Here is a 22166-nt window from a genome sequence, read left to right as displayed (position 1 = left end):
GCCTGCGGTGATCAAGTACTCCGATGCACGATTTCGCCACTCGATGGAGTCGATACGCAACGAACAACGGGTCAAAGCAACGTTTCCCGGATGAAGTCCACGGGAAGGACATCTAACCTGAACGCATGACGACCGCCGACTTCATCGCGCTCGACGAGCAGTGGAGCACGCACAACTACCACCCCCTGCCCGTCGTGATCGCCACCGCCGAGGGCGCTTCGGTCACCGACGTCGAGGGCAAGACCTACCTCGACTTCCTTTCCGGTTATTCCGCGCTGAACTTCGGGCACCGCCACCCCGGGCTCATCGCCGCCGCGATCGAGCAGTTCGGCCGGGTGACCCTGACCTCCCGCGCCTTCCACCACGACCAGCTCGGGCTGTTCTGCCGGGAACTCGCCGAGCTGACCGGTACCGAGATGACGCTGCCGATGAACTCCGGCGCGGAGGCCGTCGAGTCCGCGGTGAAGATCGCCCGGAAGTGGGCGTACCAGGTCAAGGGCGTCCCCGACGGGACCGCGGAGATCATCGTCGCGGGCTCGAACTTCCACGGCCGCACGACGACCATCGTGTCCTTCTCCACCGACGAGACCGCGCGTGCCGACTTCGGCCCGTTCACGCCGGGCTTCGTCACCGTCAAGTACGGCGACGCCGACGCGCTGCGCGACGCCATCACCGAGCGCACCGCCGCGATCCTGCTGGAGCCGGTCCAGGGCGAGGCGGGCGTGATCGTGCCGCCCACCGGCTACTTCGCCGAGGCGCGGCGCCTGTGCGACGAGCACGACGTCCTGCTGATCGCCGACGAGATCCAGTCGGGCCTCGCGCGCACCGGCACCGTCCTCGCGCTCGACCACGAAGAAGTCCGCGCCGACGTCTACACCCTGGGCAAGGCGCTCGGCGGCGGGATCATGCCGGTCTCGGCCGTCGTCGGCAGCCAGGACGTGCTCGGCGTGCTGAAGCCGGGTGAGCACGGCTCCACCTTCGGCGGGAACCCGGTCGCCTGCGCGATCGGCCGGGCCGTGGTCGGGCTGCTCAAGACCGGCGAGTTCCAGGAACGCTCGCGCGAACTGGGCGCCCACCTGCACGGCAGGCTCGGCGAACTGGTCGGGAACGGGCTGGCCGAGGTCCGCGGCCGCGGCCTCTGGGCGGGCATCGACATCGCGCCCGGCGGGCCGACCGGCCGGGAGGCGTCCACCGCGCTGGCCGAACGCGGCGTCCTGTGCAAGGAGACGCACGACCACACCCTGCGGATCGCGCCGCCGCTGGTGATCAGCCGCGAGGAACTCGACCGCGGTATCGACGCGATCACGGAGGTCGTCAAGACCCGGTGAACCTTTCGGGCGGCCGGTACGTTGGCTGTCCATGGGAGACGAGCGGGAGTGGGTGGAGCGGCCGCTGGTCGGCACCGAGACGGTGTCGCCGGAGGACTGGTTCGCGAGGGGTAAGGCGCTGCGGGACAAGGCGCCGTCGTCCGAGCACGATCACGCGGCGGCGGGCAAGGAACGGCCCGGGGTGGCGGAGTTCTTCGCCCGGAGCAACGAAGGCCGCCTGCCGGACCTGGTGGAACTGCGGCGCGAGCGCATGCTCGCGTCGCCGTTCACCTTCTACCGCGGCGCGGCCGGGCTGATGGCCGCGGATCTGGCGGGTTCGCCGGCCTCCGGGCTGACGGCGCAGCTGTGCGGGGACGCGCACGCGGCGAACTTCGGGCTCTACGGCACTCCCGAAGGCCAGATCGTGATGGACATCAACGACTTCGACGAGTCCGTGCCGGGGCCGTGGGAGTGGGACCTCAAGCGGCTCGCCGCGAGTCTCGTGCTGGCCGGGCGCGAGGGCGGCATCGGCGAATCGGGCTGCCGCGAAGCCGCCGAGGACGCGGTGAAGTCCTACCGGCGCACCATCCGGGGGCTGGCGGAACTGCCGTTCCTGCGAGCGTGGAACGCGCTGCCGGACGCGTCGGTGCTGAGCAAGGTGAAGGCGCACGACCTGATCGACGACTTCGAAGAAGCGGCCGAGAAGGCGCGGAAGAACACCAGCGCCAAGGTCACCGCGAAGTGGACCCGGCGGATCGACGACCACGAGACCGGCCTGGAACGGCACCGGTTCGTCGAGGACCCGCCGGTGCTCACACACGTCGACGACGCGACAGCGGAAGCCGTCGTCACCGGCCTGGTGTCGTATGTGGACACCCTGCGCGAGTCGCGGCGGACGCTGATCTCGCGGTACCGGGTGTCCGATGTGGCCTTCCGGGTGGTCGGCACCGGCAGTGTCGGGCTGCGCAGCTATGTCGCGCTGCTGCACGGGAACTCCGGTGAAGACCTTGTCCTGCAAGTGAAACAGGCCAACCCGTCGGCGCTGGCGCCCTACCTCGGGCTGCCTTCGCCGGAACACGAAGGCAAGCGGATCGTCGAGGGCGCGCGGCTGGTGCAGGCCGAGACGGACATCCTGCTCGGCTGGACGACCATCGACGGCGTGCCGTACATCGTGCGGCAGTTCCGGAACCTCAAGGGCGACATCGACCCGGCGGAGCTGAAGAAGGACCACCTAGACGACTACGGCCGCCTCGCGGGCGCTCTGCTGGCGCGGGCGCACGCGCGGTCGCTGCACCCGCAGATGCTGGCGGGGTACTTCGAGGACGACGAAGACCTCGACGAGGCCATCGGGGCGTACGCGGTGCGATACGCGGATCAGACCGAAGAGGACTTCGCCGTCTTCGCCGCGAGCTGAAGGGGCCCTTCCCCGCATCGCACGCGGCGAAGGGCGCTTTCCCCACGTCTGATGTGGGGAAAGTCCCCTTCAGCCCCATGGGGTGGTCACGTAATCTCGCCGGATGAGCGGAAGAGCACCGTACGGGCTGGTCGCGGTGACCTGCGCCGTGCTCATGGTCGTCCTCGGCCTGCTGGTCTCCGGCGTAGGTCTGTCCGGGCCCGACGCCCTGGCCGACGGGTGGGTGCGGCGCACCTTCGGCGAAGACGTTCTGCGACTCCTCGTCCTGCCGACCGAGGCCTACGTCCTGATCCCGATCGCGGTCCTCGCCGTCGCCTTGTGCCTGTCAGGAGGGCACAAGCTCGAAGCGGTACTGACCGTCGTGGGCCCGCTCATCGCGATCCTCGCCAACACCTGGGTGCTCAAACCGCTCTTCGACCGCTGGAAGAACACCTATCTCGCGTACCCCAGCGGGCACACCGTCGCGCTGGTCGCGGTACTGACCGTGCTCGTCCTGCTCGCCCGCCCCGGGGTCGCGACGGCCGTCATCGCTGTCGTGGGCGCGGTGGTGCTCGGCAGTGTCACGATCGGCATGATCGGCCTCGGCTATCACTACCTGACCGACGTCGTGGGCGGCACGCTGTTCGCCGTCGCGACCGTGTGCGCGACGTGGACGCTGCTCACCTGGGCTGCACGGCGTCGCGCGCCAGTGCCGTCAGACGGCTGACGGCGCGCAGGTACTTCTTGCGGTAGCCGCCGTTCACCATCTCCTCGGTGAACAGCAGCGGCACCGGCTCACCCGAGACCACCAGCGGGATCGCGCGGTCGTAGAGCCGGTCGGCGAAGGCGACCAGCCGCAGTCCGACGTTCTGGTCGGGGACCGGGTGGATGTCGCGCAGGTGCACGCGGGTCACGCCGTCGAGAAGCCTGCCGTAGCGCGAAGGATGCAGCTCGCCGAGGTGCCCGCACAACGCGTCGAAGTCGTCCACAGTGGACTCTGGATGCGCGGCGGCGGAGGCTTCCAGCTCCTCCGGGCTCGCGGGCGGCGGCGCGTCGGGCAGACCGCGGTGGCGGTAGTCCGGGCCGTCGACGCGGCAGACGCCGAACCGGGCCGACAGCGACTGGATCTCGCGCAGGAAGTCCGCGGCGGCGAACCGGCCTTCGCCGAGTTTGTCCGGCAGCGTGTTGGAGGTCGCCGCCACGAACACCCCGGCCGAGATCAGCTCCTGCAGCAGCCGGGTGACGAGCATGGTGTCGCCGGGGTCGTCGAGCTCGAACTCGTCGATCGCCAGGAACCGGTGCTCGGACAGCCGCCGGACCGCTTCGGCGAACCCGAGGGCGCCGACGAGGTGGGTCAGCTCCACGAAAGTGCCGTACGCCTTGGGGGACGGCGTCTCGTGCCACGTCGAGGCGAGCAGGTGCGTCTTGCCGACGCCGAAGCCGCCGTCCAGGTAGAGCCCCATCGGCCCGGCGGGCGCGTCGTCCCCGCCACCGAACAGCGCGCGCAGCTTCGACTTCGGCTTCCGGTTCGCGGCCTCGGCCACGCGCTTCGCGAAAGCCCCGCAGTCGACGACGGCCGCGGCCTGACTCGGCTCGTCCGGGTTGGGCACGTAAGTGGAGAACCGGACCGCGTCGAACCTCGGCGGCGGGACGAGCGCGGTGATCAGCTCGTCGGCGGACAGCTCCGGACGGCGATCGATCAGGCGGGCGGGCATTCGCCGAGAGTAACGGCACCGGCGGCGGCCGTTCACCCTCCCTGACCGGGCGTATCCCCCGCTCAGCGGTGCCGTCGGGCGCGTGCTGGGATGGTCGTGTGCAGCTTTTGTGGCCAACGACACCGGCGGATCCCGTCTCCGGCGCCGACCTGGAACGGCTCTACGGGTATCCCGAAAACCTGACCCGCCCCTGGGTCCAGGTCAACTTCGTCAGCTCCGCGGACGGCGCGGCGGCGGTCGACCAGCTGTCCGAGGGGCTTTCGCACCCCGCCGACAAGCGGATCTTCCTGATGGGACGGCTGCTTTCCGACGTGATCCTGGTCGGCGCGGGCACGGCTCGCGCCGAGGGCTACCGCGGCGCGCGGATCACTCCCGAACGCGCCGCCCGCCGGGTCTCGCTCGGGCTGTCCGAAGTCCCGCCGATCGCGGTGGTGACCCGTTCCGGTGAACTCGACCCCGCGGGCCCGTTGTTCACCGACACCAAAGTCCCGCCCATCGTCATCACCACCGAGAAGGCGCCGCGAGCCGCGCTGGAGCGCGCGGGTGCCGAAGTCCTCGTCGCCGGGACCGATGACGTCGACCTCCACGAGGCGCTGAAACTCCTGGCCGGGCGCGGGCTGTATCGCGTCGACTGCGAAGGCGGGCCGATGCTGTTCGGCGACCTGATCGCGGCCGACCTCGTCGACCAGCTGTGCCTGACCGTCGCTCCCCTGCTGGCGGGCGCGGGCGAACGCCGGATCGCCGACGGCCGTCCCGCCCCGCAGCCGCGGCGGATGGATCTCGCGTCCGTGCTCTTCGAAGACGGCTTCACCATGCTCCGCTATCGCCGCCGGGAGGGCGGGTGAGCGAGCCCGCGCCGGTTCCGGACGAGGAGCTGGCGGCCCGGGCCGCCGCCGGGGACCACGGTGCCTTCGACACCCTGGTCCGGCGGCACACGGCCAGGATGTACCGCGTGGCGCTGCGGATCACCGGCAGCGCGGCGGAGGCCGAGGACGTCGTCCAGGAGGCCTGGCTTTCCGCGTGGCGCGCGCTGCCCGGGTTCCGGTTCGAATCCGCGGTGTCCACCTGGCTCTACCGGGTGACGACGAACGGCGCGCTCGGCCAGGTCCGGCGCCGGAAACCGACCGTGCCGCTCGACGAGGGGGACGCGGGCGTCGTGCCTGGTCCGGAGGGGCATGTGGTGAGCGCCGAACAGGTCGGCACCGTGCTGCGCGCGATCGCCGAACTCGATGTCGGCCAGCGGATCCCGCTGATTCTGCGAGAATTCGAAGGCTTGACCTACGAGGAGATCGCCGAGGTCCTCGAGGTCGGAGTGCCCGCCTTGCGCGCCCGTCTGCACCGCGCGAGGGTGGCTCTGCTGGCGAAGCTCGGCGACAACTTCCGACCCGGGGAACGGTGATGAGCGAGGATCCGCGCGACGACCCCCGGTGGGCGCAGGTGCGCGCCGCCGCGAGCCGTCCGGTGCCGACGCCGCCCGGGCTCGTCGAACGGGTGCTCCGCTCGGTCGGCGGGGTCCGCGGCAGGCACACCACGGCGCCGCTCGATCTGCCCTCGGCGGGTGGGAAGACCCAGGTGTCGGAACGGGCGCTGGTGCTGATGACCAGAAAGGTCGCCGCCGAGATCGGCCGCGACCTCGGCGGGGTCCACGTCTCGGCCGTCGCGCTCGAGGACGACGTCCTCCAAGTGCTGGTGACGGTCCGGTTCGGTGTCGAGGCGTCGGCCGCGGAACTGTTGCGTCACCGCGTCACCGCGGCGCTGACCGGTCAGCTCGGCTCGTCCCCGCCCGCGATCAACGTCCACGTCGTCGACGTGCATCCCGACTGACCCCGGACCTGGACCGACCGCTCACCACCGGATCAACGCGGGCGTGACTCGCGTGATCAGGGACCGCACACTCGAGTGTGCGGGTGCCTGATCACGCGAGTTGCTGTTGAGGTGTGCGCCGAATGTGGCATTGGGGACGTTGAGTGTCCCCAATGCCACAGTGGGCGCACCTGGGATCGGGGGTGACTCGACGTCGTGTTCCTGAGGCCACAGGTGCGTTCGGGTGCCCGCCGCCAGGACACCTTTGGCTTTCGGCTTAATAGGACACGAATCGCCACTCACGACCAGCTGGACCGACCGTCCACCCGGACTGAACACCCGAAGTGATTACCCCGTTCGGGGGACACGGCGGGACGACTCGGCATGCGCGCGTGTCCTGGTCGGTGAGAGCGTAGGGACCGCCGCGCGCGCAGGTCGCGCGGCAACCGGTGCGAGAAGGAGCGAACTTCATGGCGCAGCCGAGCGTGAGCAAGCCCGACACCCCGGTCGCGGGGTCGTCGCTCAACGAGGAAGGAGCCGCCGGCAAGACCACGATCTCGTCGGTGGTGGTGCAGAAGGTGGCCGGTCTGGCCACCCGTGAGGTGACCGGGATCCACGCGCTGGGCGGCGGCGTCTCGCGGGCCTTCGGCGCGATCCGCGAGCGCATCCCCGGTTCCGGCACGGTCACCACTTCCGGTGTCTCGGTCGAGGTCGGCGAGAAGCAGGCGGCGATCGATCTCGACGTGGTCGTCGAGTACGGCGCGCGCATCGTCGACGTCGCGCGGGCGGTGCGCCGCAACGTGATCGGCCAGGTCGAGCAGATCACCGGCCTCGAGGTGATCGAGGTCAACATCGCGGTGAACGACATCCACCTGCCCGACGAGAACGGCGGCGAGACCGAGACCTCGCGGGTCGAATGATGAACGGGACCCAGACCGGCCTGCTCGCCGGCCTCATCCTCGGCCTCGCCGCGACCCAGGGCTTCACCGCGTTCCTGGTGACACTGGCCGTCGGCGTCATCGGCCTCGTCCTCGGCCGGGTGCTCGACGGCGAACTCGACCTCGGCGATCTGTTCGGCCGGGGCCGCGACAAATGACCGTCCCGCCCGACCCGGAAGATCGCGGCACCCTCACCATCGCGCCCACCGTGGTCCGAAAGATCGCGCAGCACGCGGCGGACCAGGTCGACGGGACCACGCGTGCCGAGCGGCGGATCGCCGGACTCGGGCTGGGGACACACGGCGCGAGCGCGAAGGTCGGCGGTGAGGGCAACGACGTCGACCTCGTGCTCGACGTGGCGTTGAACTATCCGGCACCGGTGCGGCGGGTCGTCGGCGATCTGCGCGCCCGGGTCACCGAAGAGGTCGAACGGATCACCTCGTACCAGGTCCGCGACATCTCGGTGAAGGTCTCCGCGCTCTTGCCCGACATCGCGCCCCGCGTCCGCTAAAAGGAGCAACTGGCATGCGTTTGTTCGTCCGCCTGCTGTCCGCCCTGATCGGGCTGGCGCTGGCCGCCGCCGGGGTCCTGCTGGCCTTGGAGGTCGGCTGGGGCTGGTGGCGGCCGGGGCGGGGACCGCTCTTCCTCCCGTGGGACGACTGGCGCGACAGGCTCTCGGAGGTGTCCTGGAGCGCGCCGGAGGTCCGGTACCTCGCGATCGCCGTGGCGGTCGTGGGCCTGCTGCTGATCCTGGCGGCGGCCTCGGCCGGGCGGCGGGCCATCCGGCTGGCCGATCCGGCGAACGAGGTCAGCGTGACCACCTCGCCGCGTTCGCTGGCGAGGCTGGTGGGGCTGACCGTGCGCGCGCAGGACAACGTCGCGGGCGCCAAGGTCACCGCCACCGCCAAGAAGATCCGCGTCCGCGCGACGAGCAGGCTGGAAACCGAAGGCGAGCTGCGGCCGCGGCTGCTGGAAACGGTCTCCGGCCTGCTCGACGACGTCCCCCTGGTGCGGCGGCCGAAGGTGTCCGTCGTCGTCGACTCCCCGAAGGACCGCCGATGACCCGTTCGGTCTCCGCCAAGGCGCTCGGCCGGTCCACCGGCACCGAACGCACCCTGACCGTCCTCATCGGACTGCTCGCGCTGCTCGGCGGGGCCGCGGTGGTCGCGGTCGGCGCGGGCTGGCTCGGCACCTATCGGGCCGACCGCTCACTCGTGGACCCGATCGCGCTCGACTGGCTCTCGCAGCACGCGCTCGCCGCCCGGATCGGCGCCATCGTGCTCGGTGTCCTGCTGTTGTGGCTGGGACTGTGGTGGTTCTTCCGGTCGCTGCGCCCGGAAGGCCGCCCGGACCTCGAACTCGACGACGACCTCGTGGTGACCTCCTCGGCCATCTCCGAGGCCGTCCGCGCCGACGCCGAGACGATCGACGGCGTCGGGCGCGCCCGGGTCCGCGCGGTCGGCGACAGCGACAACCCGGCGCTGCGGATCACCCTCTGGCTGAGCGAGGGCACCGACCTGAAACGGGTCTGGGAGCAGCTCGACCTCACCGTCCTGGCCCGCGCGCGGGAATCGCTCGGGGTCACCGTGCTGCCCACCGCCGTCCGGCTCGAACTCGACACGGGAGCACCGCAACGGGTGCGCTGAGCGCGTCGTTGTGGCAAGAATGGCCGTCATGTCGCTTCCCTTGACACCGCCGGTCAAACCGATGCTCGCCAAACCGGCGAAGGCGATCCCCGATTCCGGTGGTCTGCTGTTCGAGCCGAAGTGGGACGGCTTCCGCTGCCTGGTGTTCCGCGACGGCGACGAGCTGACCCTGCAGTCCCGCTCGGAGAAACCGCTCAACCGGTACTTCCCCGAGGTCGTCGAGCGGCTGAAGGCGGCGCTGCCCGAGCGGATCGTGCTCGACGGCGAACTGGTGGTCGGCCGGGACGGGAAGCTGGACTTCGACGCGCTCACCGACCGGATCCACCCCGCCGAAAGCCGGATCAAGCTGCTGGCGGAGCAGACCCCGGCGGAGTTCGTCGCGTTCGACCTGCTGGCGCTCGGCGACGAGTCCTATCTGGACGAACCGACGTCGAAGCGGCGCGAACGGCTGGAGAAGCTGGCCTCGGACGGCATCCACCTGACCCCGGCCACCTCGGATCCGGCGATCGCGCGGCACTGGTTCGAGCTGTTCGAGGGCGCCGGGCTCGACGGCGTCATCGGCAAACCGCTCGACGAGCCGTACACCCCCGGCAAACGGGTCCTGCTCAAGTACAAGCACTCGCGCACCGCCGACTGCGTGCTCGCGGGCCTGCGCTGGCACGTCGACGGCGAAGCGGGCGAGATGGTCGGCTCGTTCCTGCTCGGGCTCTACGACGAGGACGGCGTGCTGCACCACCCCGGCGTCGTCGGGTCGTTCCCGGTCACCCGGCGGCGTGAACTGGCCGAGGAACTGGCGCCGCTGATCACCGACGGGGCCGATCACCCCTGGCTGGGTGACAACGTGCGGGAAAAGCAGCGGATCCCCGGCGGGATCACCCGGTGGAAGTCCAAGGAAGCCCCGTGGGTGCCGCTGAAGCTGGAGAAGGTGGTCGAGGTCGGCTACGAGCACACGGAAGGCGGCTATCCGTCGCGGTTCCGCCACACCGCGCAGTTCAAGCGGTGGCGTCCCGACCGCGAACCGGATTCCTGCACCTACGCCCAGCTCGAAGAAGTCGCCCGCTACGACCTGGACGCGGTCTTCCGCGGCGAGGTGAAGCGCACCCGCTAACCGGGGTCTGACACACCACCTGCGAAGCTCACCCACGAGCTTTGTCATGCCCTGGAAGTGAGGACCAGCCCGTGAGCACCGCCCGCCGCACGCCACGGCTGATCCTGACGACGGCCATGGTCACGGCCGCGCTCGCGGGCTGCACGGCCGGTCCGTCGGTCCGGCCGGCGGTGATCGACAACGACGGCAAAACCGATCCCGGCTCGTCGACCACGGCGCAGCAGGTACCGCTGCCGCCGCTCACCGAACCGCAGTCGCCGTCCATCAAATGGGAGAACTGCGACGAGGCGACCCGGCAACGGCTGGGCCAGCCGTCCGTGCCGGACACGCTGAAGTTCTCCTGCGCCAGGGTGCCCACCACGCTCGACGCGCCGGATCTGCCCGGCCGCGGGCTCTCGCGGATGACGGTGGTCAAGGCCGGCGGCGGGCCGATCCCGCTGGTCGTGGTCAACGACGTCGACGGTGAGCCGGGTTCGCTGTACGCCGCGCGGCTGGCCGCGGTGCTGCCGCCCGAGTACCTGCAGAAGTTCTCGCTGATCGGCGTGGACCGGCGCGGGACCGGGGCGTCCGCGCCGGTGCAGTGCATCCCGGCGGAGATCCGCACCGACCTGCTCGGCGGGGACCCGGCCGCCGGCGACCTCGAAGCCGTGGTCGACGCGGCGCGCAAGGCGGGCCAGCAGTGCGCGATCGAACTGGACGACTCTCAGGTCGCGATGGACAGCTGGCGGACCGCGGGCGACCTCGAAGAACTCCGGAAGCAGCTGGGGCTGGACAAACTGCACGCGCTGGGCCGCGGTGACGGTTCGAAGGTCATCGCCGAATACGCCGTGCGGTTCCCGGCACAGGTCGGCCGCGTCATGCTCGACGGACTGCCCGACCCGGCCCCCGACGCGGCCGCCGTCCAGGAGTCCATCGCCGCGAGCGCGCAGGCAACCCTCGATGCCTTCGGCGCCGACTGCATCGCCAAGGGCTGCCCGATCGGCGACGCCCGCGCGGCCGTGACCGCGGTGGCGGACCGGCTCCGCGCAGCGACCGCGATGACCACCGACGGGGTGGAGATCACGCCGGGGATCGCTTTGTACGCCGTCTATTCCGGGCTCGCGCAGCGCTCGCGGTGGGTGGAACTCGCCGAGGCGCTCAAGACCGCGCAGACCGGCGACGTCACGCCGCTGGCCGCGTTCGCCGAACCGGTGCTCAAGGACTCCCGGGCCCGGCCGACCCGGCTGGACGGCACGCTCGCGACCAAGTGCAACGACAGCGCGACACGGCTCTCGGCCGAAGAACTCACGCGCGTGACCACGACCCTGCGCGACAAGTACCCGCAGTTCGGCGTCTTCGCCGCGCAACAGCTGGCGTGGTGCAGCCCGTGGCCCGTGCGCCGCGAACCGCTCCCGCCCGCGGGTGCCCCCGGCGCGCCGCCGATCCTCGTCGCGGGCACCGCGACCGACCCGGTCACGCCGGAACAGGGCACCGGCCGGGCCGCCGACCAGATGCCGAGCGCGGTCACGATCACCTGGCAGGGCGCCGGGCACGGCGCGCTGGGCCTCTCCCCCTGCGTCACCGACGCGACGCGGGCCTTCCTGATCGACGGCAAGATCCCCGTCGACGGCACCCTCTGCCCCGCCTGATCCCTCACGTTCCGTGCCCCCGCGCGCGCTATGAAAGGCCCGTTACTTGCAAATTTTGCAAGTAACGGGCCTTTCATAGCGTCGGGCGGCCGCGAAAGGCGCTACTGCCGGTAAGACTCCACCTCGGAGACCGGCCGCACCGCGGCCCCGTCCGGGTCCTCGTCGAACTCGACCCGCGCCCGCCGCTGCCGCAGCAGGTCCCAGCACTGGTCGAGCTGCTGCTCCACGCCCGCGAGCCGGGCCCGGTCGTCCGAACTCAGCCCGGCGCCGATCGCCCGCGAGCGGAGTTCGTGCTCCTCGCTGACCAGTTCGTCGATCCGGCTGAGGATGTCCCCGTCGGCCATGTACGCCTCCTGCGAAACCTGGGTTGCTCCATAAGAGACGCTACGCGCAATCGCGGGAATGTGCGCCGGGCCTGTTTCGTTACGCCGGACATGAGCACAGTTGAGCTGACCGCCGCCAACTTCGATCAGGTCGTGTCCGAGAACGACTTCGTGATCATCGACTTCTGGGCGGGCTGGTGCATGCCGTGCCGCCAGTTCGCGCCGACCTACGAAAAGGTGTCGGGCAATCACGACGACATCGTGTTCGCGAGCGTCGACACCGAGGCCGAGCAGCAGCTGGCCGCCGCCTTCGACGTGCGCTCGATCCCCACGCTCGCGGTGATCCGCGACAAGACGGTCATCTACGCGCAGCCGGGCGCGCTTCCCGAGAAGACGCTCGAAGACCTGATCCAGCAGGCGCGCGACATCGACATGGACAAGCTCAAGGAAGAGGCTCAAGAAGCCTGAGAAACGAAAAGAAGGGGCCCTTCCCGGCGGATTTCGCCGGGAAGGGCCCCTTTGTACTTCAGCGGAACCGTGCCACCAGGGACCGGGTCAGCCCCGGGTGGCGAGTCCGCGCAGGAAGAACGCCAGGTTCGCCGGGCGTTCCGCCAGCCTGCGCATGAAATAGCCGTACCATTCGTCGCCGTAGGGGACGTAGACGCGCATCGTCTTGCCGTCGCCCGCGATCCGGCGCTGCTCTTCGGGACGGATCCCGTACAGCATCTGGAATTCGTGGTCGTCCGCCTCGCGGTCCGTGTCCATCACGAGCTTCTCGGCGATCGCGATCATCCGGGGGTCGTGCGAGGCGACCATCGGATAACCCTTGCCCTGCATGAGGATCTTCAGGCAGCGCACGTAGGACTTGTCCACTTCGGACTTGCCCTGGAACGCGACCTCTTCGGGTTCGGCGTAGGCGCCCTTGCACAGCCGGACGCGGGAGCCCTCGCCGGAGAGGTCGCGGCAGTCCTGTTCGGTCCGCCGCAGGTAGGCCTGCAGCACCGCGCCCACCCACGGGTACTCGGTGCGCAGTTCCCGCAGGATGCCCAGCGTCGAGTCGGTGGTGGTGTGGTCCTCCATGTCGAGGGTGACCGTGGCACCGACCGCTTCGGCCGCCGCGCAGATCTTGCGGGCGTTCTCCAGCGCGACCTTCTCGCCGTCCGCGGGCAGGAACTGGCCGACCGCGGACAGCTTCACCGAGACGTCCGCGCCGAACGCGAGACCGTCGGCGGCCAGCGCGGACAGCAGTTCCTCGTAGGCGCGGACGGTCGTCGCGGCCTGCTCGGCGTCGGTGGTGTCCTCGCCGAGGTGGTCGAGGGTGACCCGGAGGCCGTCTTCGGCCAGTTCACGGACCACCCGGGCGGCGTCGGGCGTCCCGGCGCCGGCGACGAACCGACCTACCACCGATCGGGTGGCGGGGACGACCTCGACCAGCTTGCGCATCCGCTGGGATCGAGCGGCGGCGAGCAGCGGGGCACGCAGCATCACGGACTCCTGAGAACTCAGCCCTGGTGGGGGTAACGGACGGAGGTGGGCGGAACGAAGGTCTCCTTGACCGAGCGCGGGCTCGTCCAGCGGAGGAGGTTGAACACCGAACCGGCCTTGTCGTTCGTGCCGGACGCGCGACCGCCGCCGAAGGGCTGCTGGCCGACGACCGCACCGGTCGGCTTGTCGTTGACGTAGAAGTTGCCGGCGGCGAAGCGCAGCGCCTCGGACGCCTTCGCGACGGCTGTGCGGTCGTTGGCGATGACCGCGCCGGTGAGCGCGTAGTCGGCGGTCTCGTCGATCAGCTTCAAGACGTTGTCGAAGCCCTCGTCGGTCTCGTCGTCGTAGACGTGGAGCGAAAGGATCGGGCCGAAGTACTCGGTGCGGAAGATCTCGTGGCCCGGGTTGTCCGAAACCAGGATCGTCGGGCGCACGAAGTAGCCGACGCTGTCGTCCGCGGTGCCACCGGCGATGACGTCGATCTCGACGTCCTCGGCCGCGTTCTTCAGCACGGCGGCGTGCTTGTCGAAGGCGCGGCGGTCGATCACGGCGCCACCGAAGTTGCCCAGATCGTTGACGTCGCCGTAGGTGATGGCCTCGGTCTCGGCGATCAGACCGTCCTTCAGGCTCGCCCAGAGCGAACGCGGGACGTACGCGCGGGACGCGGCCGAGCACTTCTGGCCCTGGTACTCGAAGGCGCCGCGGACCAGCGCGGTGCGCAGGATGTCGACGTCGGCCGAGGAGTGCGCGAGCACGAAGTCCTTGCCGCCGGTCTCGCCGACCAGACGCGGGTACGTGCGGTAGCCGGAGATGTTGGCGCCGACGGTGCCCCACAGGTGTTGGAAGGTCGCGGTGGACCCGGTGAAGTGGATCCCGGCCAGGTCGCGGTGGGTCAGGGCGACCTCGGAGACGGCCTTGCCGTCACCCGGCAGCAGGTTGATCACGCCCGGCGGCATGCCGGCCTCTTCGAGCAGGCGCATCAGCAGGTGCGCGGCGTAGCTCTGCGTCGGCGACGGCTTCCACAGCACGACGTTGCCCATCAGCGCGGGCGCGGTCGGCAGGTTGCCGGCGATCGCGGTGAAGTTGAACGGGGTGATGGCGTACACGAAGCCCTCGAGCGGGCGGTGCTCCATCCGATTCCAGATACCGGGCGAGCTGACCGGCTGCTCGGCGAGGATCTGGCGGCCGAAGGCGACGTTGAAGCGCCAGAAGTCGATCAGCTCGCAGGCGGAGTCGATCTCGGCCTGGAAGGCGGTCTTCGACTGGCCGAGCATGGTGGCGGCGTTCAGCCGGGCACGCCACGGTCCGGCCAGCAGGTCGGCGGCACGCAGGATGATCGCGGCGCGGTCGTCGTAGGACAGCGCGCGCCAGCCGGGAGCGGCGGCCTTGGCCGCGGCGATCGCGTCGTGCGTGTCCTGCGCGGTCGCGCTGTGGATGACGCCCAGCACCGCCTTGTGGTTGTGCGGCTGGACGACCTCGATCTTCTCGCCGCCGCCCTTGCGCTGCTCACCGCCGATCGTCACGGTGATGTCGATGGGGTCCGCGCCGCCCAGCGACTTGAGCGCGCCCTCGAGTTCAGCGCGCTCCGCGCTGCCCGGCGCGTAGTTCAGCACCGGCTCGTTCTTCGGGGCGGGGGTCTGGGTCACGGCGTCCACTGACTGCTCCTGACTTCACTTCGCCGGGTAGAGGTCTCACCCCGAACGTTAGACCGGACGAGTCCGCCGCGGCTTGTTCGACTGGCTAGAATCGGGGTGACCATCTTGTCCGATCGGCTTAATTCGGTGATTACAGCGACTACTGATTCGACCACTGCCGCCTCCCTGCGGCATGTCCTCGCCACTCTCGGGGAACCGCTGGTCAGAGTGCTCGCGGCACCGAGTGGGCTCGGGGTCGAGGTGGGAGACGTCGTCATCCACGATCCGGAGGATCCGCCCGACGCCCATCCGGGTGATCTCGTCCTGGTGATCGGCGCCCGTGGCCGGGCCGCCGCGGGCGCGATCCGGGCAGCCGGACGGTCGGGGGCGGCCGCGGTGGCGGTCAAGAACGGCTCGGCGGTCGTGAACGTCGCGACCGACGCGGGGATCGCCCTGATCGAGGTCGGCCACGAGGCGCGCTGGGAGCAGGTCGAGGCGCTGGCCAGGGGTGTCGTGGACGCGGCCCGGGCCGGGGGCGAGGCGGACAGCGGCGAGGTGCTGGGCGACCTGTTCTCGCTCGCGCAGACCATCGCGACGCTCACCGGCGGTCTGGTCAGCATCGAGGACACCGCGAGCCGCGTGCTGGCCTATTCGCGAGCGGGCGACGAGGTGGACGAACTGCGCCGTCTCTCGATCCTCGGCCGTGAAGGCCCGGAGCGGTACCTCGCGATGCTACGCGAATGGGGTGTCTACCAGCGACTTCGCGCCGGGGAAGGCATCGTCCGCATCGACGAGCGGCCCGATCTCGGCATCCGGCGCCGGATCGCGGCCGGGATCCACGCCGGGTCGCAGCCGCTCGGCACGATCTGGGTCCAGGAGGGCGCGCATCCGCTCACCGAAAGCGCGGAAATCGCGTTGCTCGGCGCGAGCCGGGCGCTCGCGCCCCAGCTGATCCGGCACCGGACCCTGCCCAGCCCGGAACTCCGGCTGCGCGAAGACCTGCTGGCGGGACTGCTCGACGGCCGCCTCGACGTCGAGTCCGTGGCCGACGACATCGGCGCGGATCCCGGGAAACCGGCCATGGTGCTGGGGTTCTCGCTCCCCCGCGACCGCGCGGCGACCGACCGGCAGCTGCGGCGGGCCGAGCTGGTGCACCTGATCACCGTGCACACCGCCGCGTACCGGCGGAGCGCGCTGGTGAGCGTGATCGGCGGCCGGGTCTACGCGCTGCTCCCCGATCTGCCCGAACACGCCGAGACGCGGATCCTGGCGCTGGCCAAGGAAATCGTCAGTACTGCGCAACGGCACCTCGACGTCCGGGTGCGCGCGGCGCTGGGCGGCGTCGTGCCCCGGCTCTCCGACGCGGCGGCTTCCCGTGGCGACGCGGACCGCGTGCTGGCGACGATGGCGCGTGGTCACGGGACCGCGGACGTCGCCTCGCTGGCCGACGTCCGCGCCGAGGTCCTGCTTTCCGAAGTGCTCGCTTTCCTCGGTGAGCAACCGAGAATCCGCGATCCGCGGCTGGCCGAGCTGATCGCGCACGACGCCGACCACGGCGGGATCCTGGTTCCGGCGGTGCTCGCCTACCTCGACGCGTTCGGTGACGTCCGGCGCGCGGCGCGCGAGCTGAACATCCACCCGAACACGGTGCGGTACCGGGTGCGGCGCGCGGCCGAGGTGTCCGGGATCGACCTGGACGACCCCGCGCAGCGCATCCTCACCCAGCTTCTCCTGCGCCTCTAGACCGCGTTTCGTCCTCTAGTTGCGGTAGTTCGTGACGCGTACAACCGCAACTAGAGGACGAATCGCGAGGGGGGTCAAGCCAGGGTCAGGCTGAACCGCCGGTTCTGGACGTCCAGCTTGTCGAGCCGCACCGCGACGGCCGCACCGGCGGTGAGCGGGCCGGCACCGCCGACGGTCGGCAAAAGACCTTCCATCCCTTGGGCCACTTCGACGAACGCGCCGAACGGCAGCACCCGCGTGACGACGCCGTCCAGGACGCCACCGTCGGCGTTGGCGACGACGAAAGCGCGCCAGTTCTCGTTGGGGGACATGCGATTCACCTCCTCTCCGCGCATCGTCCACCACACAGGGACACACACGGAGGCGGGCTGCGGGCCCGCGCGGAGATCAAGCGTCGGCCGGGGAACCCGTCCGCTCACGGCACGAGGCCGACCCGGCAGTCATGGCCGTGACACTAGCAAGAATCACGACGCCGTGGCGAGGCTCCGCAGCCCCGCGACCTCGGCGAGGGCCCGGTAGGAATCCAGCCGCTCCGCCTGGTCGAAAGTGCTGGTGGTCACGAGGATCTCGTCGGCACCGGTGGTGGCGACGAGGGCGTCCAGCCGGTCGCCCACCTCGTCCGGGGTGCCGGCGATCTGACCGTCGAGTGCCCGGTCCAGCCGCTCACGGTCGCGTTCGGACAGTGCCCCGGTGAGGATCTCCTCCACCGGCGACAGCGGCGGGAAGACCCCGTGCGTGCGCGAGTAGACCGTCGACCACGCTTCGGGAATCAGCAGCCGTCGCGCGGCTTCGGCCGTCTCCGCGACCGCGATCGCCGTGGACACCACGACGTACGGCCGCGAAGCCTGCGCCGAAGGACGGAAGCCGGAGCGGTAGCCCTCGATGGCTTCGAGCAGCGGCCCCTCGCCCCGGACCGGCGCGATCACCAGCGGCAGCCCCAGTTCCGCGGCCAGCCGCGCCCCGGCGCCAGTGGCCAGCAGGAACGCGGGCACACGCAGCCCCTCCGCCGGAATGGCGTGCACGCCCGGATACGCCGTCTGGTCTCCTGACAGGAAGCCCAGCAGTTCCCGGACCTGGTCGCCGAAGCGGTCGGCATCGTCCTTCTCGTGCCCGAGTGCCTGGCGGACGCCGCCGGTGAACCCGACCGACCGGCCCAGCCCCATGTCGATCCGGCCGGGGAACAGCGATTCGAGGACGCCGAACTGTTCCGCGACCACGAGTGGCCGGTGGTTCGGCAGCATCACGCCGCCGGTGCCGACCCGGATCCGCTCGGTCGCGGAGGCGACGGCGGCGGCCAGCACCGTCGGCGCCGAACCGGCGACGCCGGGCACGCTGTGGTGCTCGGAGACCCAGAATCGGTGGTAGCCCAGCGCTTCGATGTCCCTGGCGAAGGCGACCGTGTCCCGCAGCGCGCGGGGCGCGTCGCCACCGCGGCGGGTCGGGGACCGGTCCAGTACCGAAAGCGTGATCACCCTCGGGTCAACGCGCCCGGACCCGGCGGGCATTCCCCGCTCAGGGGCGCCAGCGCTCGCTGTAGTCCGCGTGGTCGGCGTGCGGCAGGGCCAGCAGCCGCAGGGTCAGGCACCAGTTCGTCCCGGCCTCGTCGGCGGGCACGTTGCACGTCTCGCACCAGTACTCGTTGCCGTACAGGGGGAATCCCGGGACCTTCTCCGAAACCGTGGTGCGGTGCGCCTGCAGGAGCCTGCGGGTCGCCTCGATCTCGTTGATCATCTGATTGACCACATCGAGCTCGATGTCGTTCATCGAACGGATCTTCTTTTCGATGACGACCTTGGTCTCACCGCGATTGAGCGATTCGCTGATCTCGGTTTTCTTGACCGCCTGCATGATCAACGCCTGGCGTTGCCCCACACGCGCGGCGAGAAAGGCGATCAAGTCGTCCACAGGTACTCCTTCGTCTCCCCCAGCCTAGTGTTCGGGTGAGACTGTCGCTGGCAGGAAGCCCGGCGTTACGACAAGGTCCCACGCGTCACACAGTCTCGTATCGGTCCGCCGCGGAGCGGTAACAGGTTTCTAGATCGACACGAAAGCGCAATCACTCCGCGAGCAAAACGAAGAAGAGATGGATGACGAGCACGAATTTGTCACCGATACCGCACGCGTCGTCACGAAATGCGTTCCCGCTCGTGGCCGGGCTCGCCGTCGCACTCACTTTGGGCGCGGGCGTCGGAGTGGTGGCGGCCACTCAGCCGAGAGTGCTCGACGCGGCCACGGCGCCCGTCCCGGCGACGGTGACCGTCACCGCGGAGGCCACGCCCGCGCCGACCGTGACCGTCCCGGCACCCCCGGTCACTTCCGGACGCGCCGTCCCCGCCACTCCCGCGAACCGGTTCGCCGACGGGACCTACCTGGTCGGCACCGAGGTCGAAGCGGGCTCGTACCGCTCGCCCGGGCCGGCGCCGGGCGGCAATGGGCACTGCTACTGGGCGAGGCTGCGCACCGGCGGCGTGTCGAAGATCCTGGCCGACCAGCTGACCACCGGCGCCGCCCGGTTCACCACCCGCAGGGGCGAATACCTACAGGTCGCGGGCTGCGAGTTCAGCCTGTCACCGTAGATACGCAGTCATAATTGCGCAGTTTCACCTGCGCAAGTTAACCTGCGGACATGGACAAGACCGCCGCACGCGCAGCCCACGACATCCGCGTCGCCTTCAGCAGGCTGCGGCGCCGTCTGCGCGAGAACTACGGCAGCGGCGACCTCACGCCGTCCCAGACGTCCGTGCTCAGCAGGCTCGACAAGGACGGCGAAGCGTCGGTCAGCGACCTGGCCGCGCTGGAAGGCATCCGCCACCAGTCGATCGCCACCACCGTCGGTGTCCTCGTGGAACGGGGACTGGCCGCACGCCGCCCGGATCCCGAGGACGGACGGCGTCAGCTGATCTTCGTCACCGACGACGGTCGCGCCTTCCTCGACGAGCGCCGCAGGGCCGGGGAAGGCTGGCTCGCCCAAGTCCTCGAAACGCAGTGCACCGAGGCGGAGCGCCGCACCTTGATCGAAGCGGCGGCCGTGCTGGAACGGGTCGTGCGGCGGTGAGCACGGACTTCGACCGGCGGCTCCTGCCCCCGATGATGCTCGGAGCGGCCCTCAACCCGGTCAACTCGTCGATCATCTCCGTGTCCCTGGTGCCGATCGGCGTGGCCTTCGGGGCGCCGCCCGCGCAGACGGCGTGGCTGGTCTCCGCGCTGTACCTGGCCACCGCGATCGGCCAGCCGGTGGTGGGACGGCTCATCGACCTCTTCGGGCCCCGCAGCCTGTTCCTGGCCGGGGCGGCGCTGACCGGGATCTCGGGTGTCGTCGGCATGCTCGCCCCCGGTTTCGGCGTGCTCGTCGCGTCCCGGGTGCTCCTCGGTTTCGGCACCTGCGCCGGCTATCCGGCGGCGATGCACCTCATCCGGAGCGAGTCCCTGCGCACCGGGAAGGACAGCCCGGCCGGGGTCCTCACCGCGCTCGCCATCACCACGCAGACCATCGCCGTCGTGGGGCCCAGCCTCGGCGGACTGCTGATCGGGGTCGGCGGCTGGCGCGCGACCCTCGCGATCAACGTCCCGCTCGCCCTGGCGGGCCTGTACCTCGGCTTCCGCCGTCTCCCGGCGACACCCGTCCCCCGCCGCGACGGCCGGAGCATCGTGCGCGAACTGGACCTGCCCGGCATGGGCCTGTTCGCCGCGGCGCTCGTCTGCCTGCTGCTGTTCCTGATGGACGTGCGGGGCGGCGACTGGTGGCTGCTCGCCGTGACCGTCGCGGCGGGCGCCGGATTCACCTGGCGCGAACTCCGGGCACGGCAACCGTTCATCGACGTCCGCCTGCTCGGCGGCAACCTGCCGCTGCTGGCCACCTACGGGAGGGCCCTGCTCAGCTTCGTCGTCAGCTACGCCTTCCTCTACGGCTACACGCAGTGGATGGAGCAGGGCCACGGGCTGTCCGCGTCGGAAGCCGGACTCGTCCTGCTCCCCCTGTTCGCCGTCGGGATCATCGCCTCCACCGTCACCGGACGCGGCAAGGCCGTCCGCGGCAAGCTCCTGGTCGGCTCGCTCGGACAGGTCGCCGCCTGCGCCCTGCTGCTGTTCCTGAACGACGGCAGCCCGATTTGGGCGCTCCTGGCCGTCGTGGTGGTCCTCGGGGTGCCGCAGGGGTTGAACAACCTCGCGCTGCAGAACTCCGTGTACCACCAGGCCCACGCCGAACGGATGGGTTCGTCGGCCGGGCTGCTGCGCACCTTCGGCTACCTCGGCGCCATCGTCGCGTCCGCGGCCAACGGCGCCTTCTTCGGGCAGCGCGCCGACAGCGGCGGCCTGCACCACCTGGCCGCGTTCATGCTCGTGGTCAGCGTGCTGTTCCTCGCGCTGACCGTCGTGGATCGCTCGCTGGCCCGCGTCGGGACGCCCTAGGTGTCGTCGCGCGCCTTACTGGGCTGGACCCGCTTCGGCTCGCCCGGCATCTTCGGATAGTCGGGCGGATACGGCATCTCGCCGAGGCCGTGGTCGCGCTCGTCCCGCGCGTACCACTCCAGCAGCGTCTCGATGCCGAACGCCTGCTCGTCCATCGGCGCGTGGAGGTCACCGCGCTCGGCGTAGAAGGCGCCGGCGGTGAGGACGTCGAAGTCGTCCGGGTCGACCTCGGTGAGCAGATCCCAGGTCAGCGGGGTCGACACCGTCGCGCGCGGCGTGCCGCGGACCGACCAGGCCGACGCCACCGTGCGGTCGCGGGCTGCCTGGTTGTAGTCGATGAAGACCCGGCCGCCGCGCTCTTCCTTCCACCACGCGATGGTCGCCTTCCCGGGAATCCTGCGCTCGACCTCGCGGCCCAGCGCGATCACCGCGTGGCGGACGTCGATGAAGTCCCACTCCGGCCGGATCCGCACCAGGACGTGCACGCCGCGGCCGCCCGAGGTCTTCGGATAGCCGACGAGCCCCGCCGAGTCGAGCACCTCGCGCACCACCCCGGCGACCTCGACCGCGTCGGAGAAACCCGCCTCGTCCGGCGGGTCGACGTCGATGCGGAGCTCGTCGGGATGGTCGACGTCGGGCCGCCGCACCGGCCACGGGTGGAAGTCGAAGGTGCCCAGGTTCGCCGCCCAGGCGAACACGGCGGGTTCGGTCGGGCAGACCTCTTCGGCGGTCCGGCCCGACGGGAAGGTGATCTTCGCGGTCTCCACCCAGTCCGGGGCGCCCTTCGGCACGCGCTTGGCGTAGAACCACTCGCCCTCGACGCCGTCGACGTAGCGCTTCAGCGTCGTGGGCCGCTCGCCGACCGCGCGCAGCAACGGCACGCCGACCGCGACGTAGTGCTCCACCACCTGGCGCTTCGTGATGCCGCGGGCGGGGAAGTACGGCTTGTCCGGGCTGGAGACCCGGACCTTGCGCTCGCCTACCTCGACCTCGATCGGCTCACCGTTCTTGGGCATGCGCCCACCGTAGCCAG

Annotated in this window: 26 protein-coding genes; 18 read left to right on the top strand and 8 right to left on the bottom strand. The window is 70.6% G+C overall.

Annotation, left to right across the window (positions count from 1 at the left end; all coding sequences use genetic code 11):
• Positions 1-125: 125 nt before the first annotated feature.
• From rocD to BKN51_RS06040, 3 genes are all read left to right on the top strand, one after another.
• Positions 126-1328, top strand: coding sequence for an ornithine--oxo-acid transaminase (gene rocD, locus BKN51_RS06050; protein ID WP_101606674.1), 1203 nt, complete (start codon positions 126-128; stop codon positions 1326-1328).
• Positions 1329-1359: 31 nt separating this feature from the next.
• Complete coding sequence (locus tag BKN51_RS06045; RefSeq protein WP_101606673.1) at positions 1360-2721, top strand: DUF2252 domain-containing protein; 1362 nt, start codon at positions 1360-1362, stop codon at positions 2719-2721.
• Positions 2722-2824: 103 nt separating this feature from the next.
• Positions 2825-3427 carry a phosphatase PAP2 family protein gene (locus tag BKN51_RS06040; protein ID WP_101606672.1) on the top strand — a complete coding sequence of 201 codons (603 nt, stop codon included), beginning with the start codon at positions 2825-2827 and terminating at the stop codon, positions 3425-3427.
• On the opposite strand, the gene zapE is transcribed toward BKN51_RS06040, so the two are convergent.
• A complete protein-coding gene (gene zapE / locus BKN51_RS06035; RefSeq protein ID WP_101606671.1) occupies positions 3381-4415 on the bottom strand; it encodes a cell division protein ZapE in 1035 nt (344 codons plus the stop codon). The two genes, BKN51_RS06040 and zapE, sit on opposite strands and share 47 nt — an antisense overlap.
• A gap of 98 nt (positions 4416-4513) precedes the next feature.
• Here zapE and BKN51_RS06030 point away from each other — a divergent pair, with 98 nt between their 5' ends.
• From BKN51_RS06030 to BKN51_RS05985, 10 genes are all read left to right on the top strand, one after another.
• On the top strand, positions 4514-5260 hold the full coding sequence (locus BKN51_RS06030) for a pyrimidine reductase family protein (protein ID WP_101606670.1): 747 nt from the start codon (positions 4514-4516) through the stop codon (positions 5258-5260).
• Positions 5257-5814: an RNA polymerase sigma factor gene (locus tag BKN51_RS06025; RefSeq protein ID WP_101606669.1), complete on the top strand. Its 558-nt coding sequence runs from the start codon at positions 5257-5259 to the stop codon at positions 5812-5814. The genes BKN51_RS06030 and BKN51_RS06025 overlap by 4 nt, the downstream gene beginning before the upstream one ends.
• Complete coding sequence (locus BKN51_RS06020; RefSeq protein ID WP_101606668.1) at positions 5814-6239, top strand: hypothetical protein; 426 nt, start codon at positions 5814-5816, stop codon at positions 6237-6239. The genes BKN51_RS06025 and BKN51_RS06020 overlap by 1 nt, the downstream gene beginning before the upstream one ends.
• Positions 6240-6688: 449 nt before the next feature.
• The gene (locus BKN51_RS06015) at positions 6689-7138 is read left to right on the top strand and encodes an Asp23/Gls24 family envelope stress response protein (protein ID WP_101606667.1); all 450 of its coding nucleotides are present in this window, start codon (positions 6689-6691) and stop codon (positions 7136-7138) included.
• Positions 7138-7314 carry a hypothetical protein gene (locus tag BKN51_RS06010; protein ID WP_005157087.1) on the top strand — a complete coding sequence of 59 codons (177 nt, stop codon included), beginning with the start codon at positions 7138-7140 and terminating at the stop codon, positions 7312-7314. The genes BKN51_RS06015 and BKN51_RS06010 overlap by 1 nt, the downstream gene beginning before the upstream one ends.
• Positions 7311-7667, top strand: coding sequence for an Asp23/Gls24 family envelope stress response protein (locus tag BKN51_RS06005; RefSeq protein WP_101606666.1), 357 nt, complete (start codon positions 7311-7313; stop codon positions 7665-7667). The genes BKN51_RS06010 and BKN51_RS06005 overlap by 4 nt, the downstream gene beginning before the upstream one ends.
• 14 nt (positions 7668-7681) lie before the next feature.
• Positions 7682-8218: a DUF6286 domain-containing protein gene (locus BKN51_RS06000; protein WP_101606665.1), complete on the top strand. Its 537-nt coding sequence runs from the start codon at positions 7682-7684 to the stop codon at positions 8216-8218.
• Positions 8215-8802 (top strand): alkaline shock response membrane anchor protein AmaP, encoded by a 588-nt coding sequence (locus BKN51_RS05995; RefSeq protein ID WP_101606664.1) that lies wholly within the window; start codon positions 8215-8217, stop codon positions 8800-8802. Before BKN51_RS06000 ends, BKN51_RS05995 begins: the two co-directional genes overlap by 4 nt.
• Positions 8803-8830: 28 nt before the next feature.
• The gene (locus tag BKN51_RS05990; RefSeq protein ID WP_101613071.1) at positions 8831-9910 is read left to right on the top strand and encodes an ATP-dependent DNA ligase; all 1080 of its coding nucleotides are present in this window, start codon (positions 8831-8833) and stop codon (positions 9908-9910) included.
• Positions 9911-10026: 116 nt separating this feature from the next.
• Positions 10027-11538 carry an alpha/beta hydrolase gene (locus BKN51_RS05985; RefSeq protein ID WP_101613070.1) on the top strand — a complete coding sequence of 504 codons (1512 nt, stop codon included), beginning with the start codon at positions 10027-10029 and terminating at the stop codon, positions 11536-11538.
• A gap of 101 nt (positions 11539-11639) precedes the next feature.
• Here BKN51_RS05985 and BKN51_RS05980 read toward each other — a convergent pair whose 3' ends face one another.
• Complete coding sequence (locus BKN51_RS05980) at positions 11640-11882, bottom strand: DUF2630 family protein (RefSeq protein ID WP_101606663.1); 243 nt, start codon at positions 11880-11882, stop codon at positions 11640-11642.
• A gap of 90 nt (positions 11883-11972) precedes the next feature.
• On the opposite strand from BKN51_RS05980, the gene BKN51_RS05975 reads away from it, so the two are divergent.
• Positions 11973-12329: a thioredoxin family protein gene (locus BKN51_RS05975; RefSeq protein ID WP_020637318.1), complete on the top strand. Its 357-nt coding sequence runs from the start codon at positions 11973-11975 to the stop codon at positions 12327-12329.
• An 87-nt stretch (positions 12330-12416) separates the two neighbouring features.
• Here BKN51_RS05975 and BKN51_RS05970 read toward each other — a convergent pair whose 3' ends face one another.
• Together BKN51_RS05970 and pruA are read right to left on the bottom strand one after the other, a co-directional pair.
• Positions 12417-13346 (bottom strand): proline dehydrogenase family protein, encoded by a 930-nt coding sequence (locus BKN51_RS05970; protein ID WP_101606662.1) that lies wholly within the window; start codon positions 13344-13346, stop codon positions 12417-12419.
• A 17-nt stretch (positions 13347-13363) separates the two neighbouring features.
• Positions 13364-15001 carry an L-glutamate gamma-semialdehyde dehydrogenase gene (gene pruA / locus BKN51_RS05965; protein WP_101606661.1) on the bottom strand — a complete coding sequence of 546 codons (1638 nt, stop codon included), beginning with the start codon at positions 14999-15001 and terminating at the stop codon, positions 13364-13366.
• 129 nt (positions 15002-15130) lie between these two features.
• On the opposite strand from pruA, the gene BKN51_RS05960 reads away from it, so the two are divergent.
• Positions 15131-16723 carry a PucR family transcriptional regulator gene (locus tag BKN51_RS05960; RefSeq protein WP_174720532.1) on the top strand — a complete coding sequence of 531 codons (1593 nt, stop codon included), beginning with the start codon at positions 15131-15133 and terminating at the stop codon, positions 16721-16723.
• 74 nt (positions 16724-16797) lie between these two features.
• Here the strand turns inward: BKN51_RS05960 and BKN51_RS05955 are convergent, their stop codons facing one another.
• From BKN51_RS05955 to BKN51_RS05945, 3 genes are all read right to left on the bottom strand, one after another.
• Positions 16798-17034, bottom strand: a complete 237-nt coding sequence (locus BKN51_RS05955; RefSeq protein WP_101606659.1) for a S1 RNA-binding domain-containing protein — start codon at positions 17032-17034, stop codon at positions 16798-16800.
• Between the two features lie 153 nt (positions 17035-17187).
• Complete coding sequence (locus tag BKN51_RS05950) at positions 17188-18228, bottom strand: LLM class flavin-dependent oxidoreductase (RefSeq protein WP_101606658.1); 1041 nt, start codon at positions 18226-18228, stop codon at positions 17188-17190.
• A gap of 7 nt (positions 18229-18235) precedes the next feature.
• A complete protein-coding gene (locus tag BKN51_RS05945) occupies positions 18236-18628 on the bottom strand; it encodes a DUF6221 family protein (protein ID WP_101606657.1) in 393 nt (130 codons plus the stop codon).
• Positions 18629-18810: 182 nt separating this feature from the next.
• Here BKN51_RS05945 and BKN51_RS05940 point away from each other — a divergent pair, with 182 nt between their 5' ends.
• From BKN51_RS05940 to BKN51_RS05930, 3 genes are read left to right on the top strand one after another with little or no spacing between them, the layout of a single operon-like run.
• Positions 18811-19299, top strand: a complete 489-nt coding sequence (locus BKN51_RS05940; protein WP_233224231.1) for a hypothetical protein — start codon at positions 18811-18813, stop codon at positions 19297-19299.
• 50 nt (positions 19300-19349) lie between these two features.
• Positions 19350-19778 carry a MarR family winged helix-turn-helix transcriptional regulator gene (locus BKN51_RS05935; RefSeq protein ID WP_101606655.1) on the top strand — a complete coding sequence of 143 codons (429 nt, stop codon included), beginning with the start codon at positions 19350-19352 and terminating at the stop codon, positions 19776-19778.
• Positions 19775-21133 (top strand): MFS transporter, encoded by a 1359-nt coding sequence (locus tag BKN51_RS05930; RefSeq protein ID WP_168214275.1) that lies wholly within the window; start codon positions 19775-19777, stop codon positions 21131-21133. Before BKN51_RS05935 ends, BKN51_RS05930 begins: the two co-directional genes overlap by 4 nt.
• Here the strand turns inward: BKN51_RS05930 and BKN51_RS05925 are convergent.
• Entirely contained in the window at positions 21130-22149 is a 1020-nt protein-coding gene (locus tag BKN51_RS05925) for a DNA polymerase domain-containing protein (protein WP_101606654.1), read from the bottom strand. The genes BKN51_RS05930 and BKN51_RS05925 overlap by 4 nt on opposite strands.
• Positions 22150-22166 lie beyond the last annotated feature (17 nt).

Origin of the sequence: Amycolatopsis sp. BJA-103 (assembly GCF_002849735.1) — a bacterium.
Classification (GTDB): domain Bacteria; phylum Actinomycetota; class Actinomycetes; order Mycobacteriales; family Pseudonocardiaceae; genus Amycolatopsis.
This window is presented reverse-complemented; position numbering and strand designations above follow the sequence as displayed.

What these genes read in the sequence shown, in the direction of transcription:
- rocD (WP_101606674.1), top strand. Translation starts at nt 126, where the DNA reads ATGACGACCGCCGACTTCATCGCGCTCGACGAGCAGTGGAGCACGCAC.
- BKN51_RS06045 (WP_101606673.1), top strand. Translation starts at nt 1,360, where the DNA reads ATGGGAGACGAGCGGGAGTGGGTGGAGCGGCCGCTGGTCGGCACCGAG.
- BKN51_RS06040 (WP_101606672.1), top strand. Translation starts at nt 2,825, where the DNA reads ATGAGCGGAAGAGCACCGTACGGGCTGGTCGCGGTGACCTGCGCCGTG.
- zapE (WP_101606671.1), bottom strand. Translation starts at nt 4,415, where the DNA reads ATGCCCGCCCGCCTGATCGATCGCCGTCCGGAGCTGTCCGCCGACGAG.
- BKN51_RS06020 (WP_101606668.1), top strand. Translation starts at nt 5,814, where the DNA reads ATGAGCGAGGATCCGCGCGACGACCCCCGGTGGGCGCAGGTGCGCGCC.
- BKN51_RS06015 (WP_101606667.1), top strand. Translation starts at nt 6,689, where the DNA reads ATGGCGCAGCCGAGCGTGAGCAAGCCCGACACCCCGGTCGCGGGGTCG.
- BKN51_RS06010 (WP_005157087.1), top strand. Translation starts at nt 7,138, where the DNA reads ATGAACGGGACCCAGACCGGCCTGCTCGCCGGCCTCATCCTCGGCCTC.
- BKN51_RS06005 (WP_101606666.1), top strand. Translation starts at nt 7,311, where the DNA reads ATGACCGTCCCGCCCGACCCGGAAGATCGCGGCACCCTCACCATCGCG.
- BKN51_RS06000 (WP_101606665.1), top strand. Translation starts at nt 7,682, where the DNA reads ATGCGTTTGTTCGTCCGCCTGCTGTCCGCCCTGATCGGGCTGGCGCTG.
- BKN51_RS05995 (WP_101606664.1), top strand. Translation starts at nt 8,215, where the DNA reads ATGACCCGTTCGGTCTCCGCCAAGGCGCTCGGCCGGTCCACCGGCACC.
- BKN51_RS05990 (WP_101613071.1), top strand. Translation starts at nt 8,831, where the DNA reads ATGTCGCTTCCCTTGACACCGCCGGTCAAACCGATGCTCGCCAAACCG.
- BKN51_RS05985 (WP_101613070.1), top strand. Translation starts at nt 10,027, where the DNA reads ATGGTCACGGCCGCGCTCGCGGGCTGCACGGCCGGTCCGTCGGTCCGG.
- BKN51_RS05980 (WP_101606663.1), bottom strand. Translation starts at nt 11,882, where the DNA reads ATGGCCGACGGGGACATCCTCAGCCGGATCGACGAACTGGTCAGCGAG.
- BKN51_RS05975 (WP_020637318.1), top strand. Translation starts at nt 11,973, where the DNA reads ATGAGCACAGTTGAGCTGACCGCCGCCAACTTCGATCAGGTCGTGTCC.
- BKN51_RS05970 (WP_101606662.1), bottom strand. Translation starts at nt 13,346, where the DNA reads ATGCTGCGTGCCCCGCTGCTCGCCGCCGCTCGATCCCAGCGGATGCGC.
- BKN51_RS05955 (WP_101606659.1), bottom strand. Translation starts at nt 17,034, where the DNA reads ATGTCCCCCAACGAGAACTGGCGCGCTTTCGTCGTCGCCAACGCCGAC.
- BKN51_RS05950 (WP_101606658.1), bottom strand. Translation starts at nt 18,228, where the DNA reads ATGCCCGCCGGGTCCGGGCGCGTTGACCCGAGGGTGATCACGCTTTCG.
- BKN51_RS05940 (WP_233224231.1), top strand. Translation starts at nt 18,811, where the DNA reads ATGACGAGCACGAATTTGTCACCGATACCGCACGCGTCGTCACGAAAT.
- BKN51_RS05935 (WP_101606655.1), top strand. Translation starts at nt 19,350, where the DNA reads ATGGACAAGACCGCCGCACGCGCAGCCCACGACATCCGCGTCGCCTTC.
- BKN51_RS05925 (WP_101606654.1), bottom strand. Translation starts at nt 22,149, where the DNA reads ATGCCCAAGAACGGTGAGCCGATCGAGGTCGAGGTAGGCGAGCGCAAG.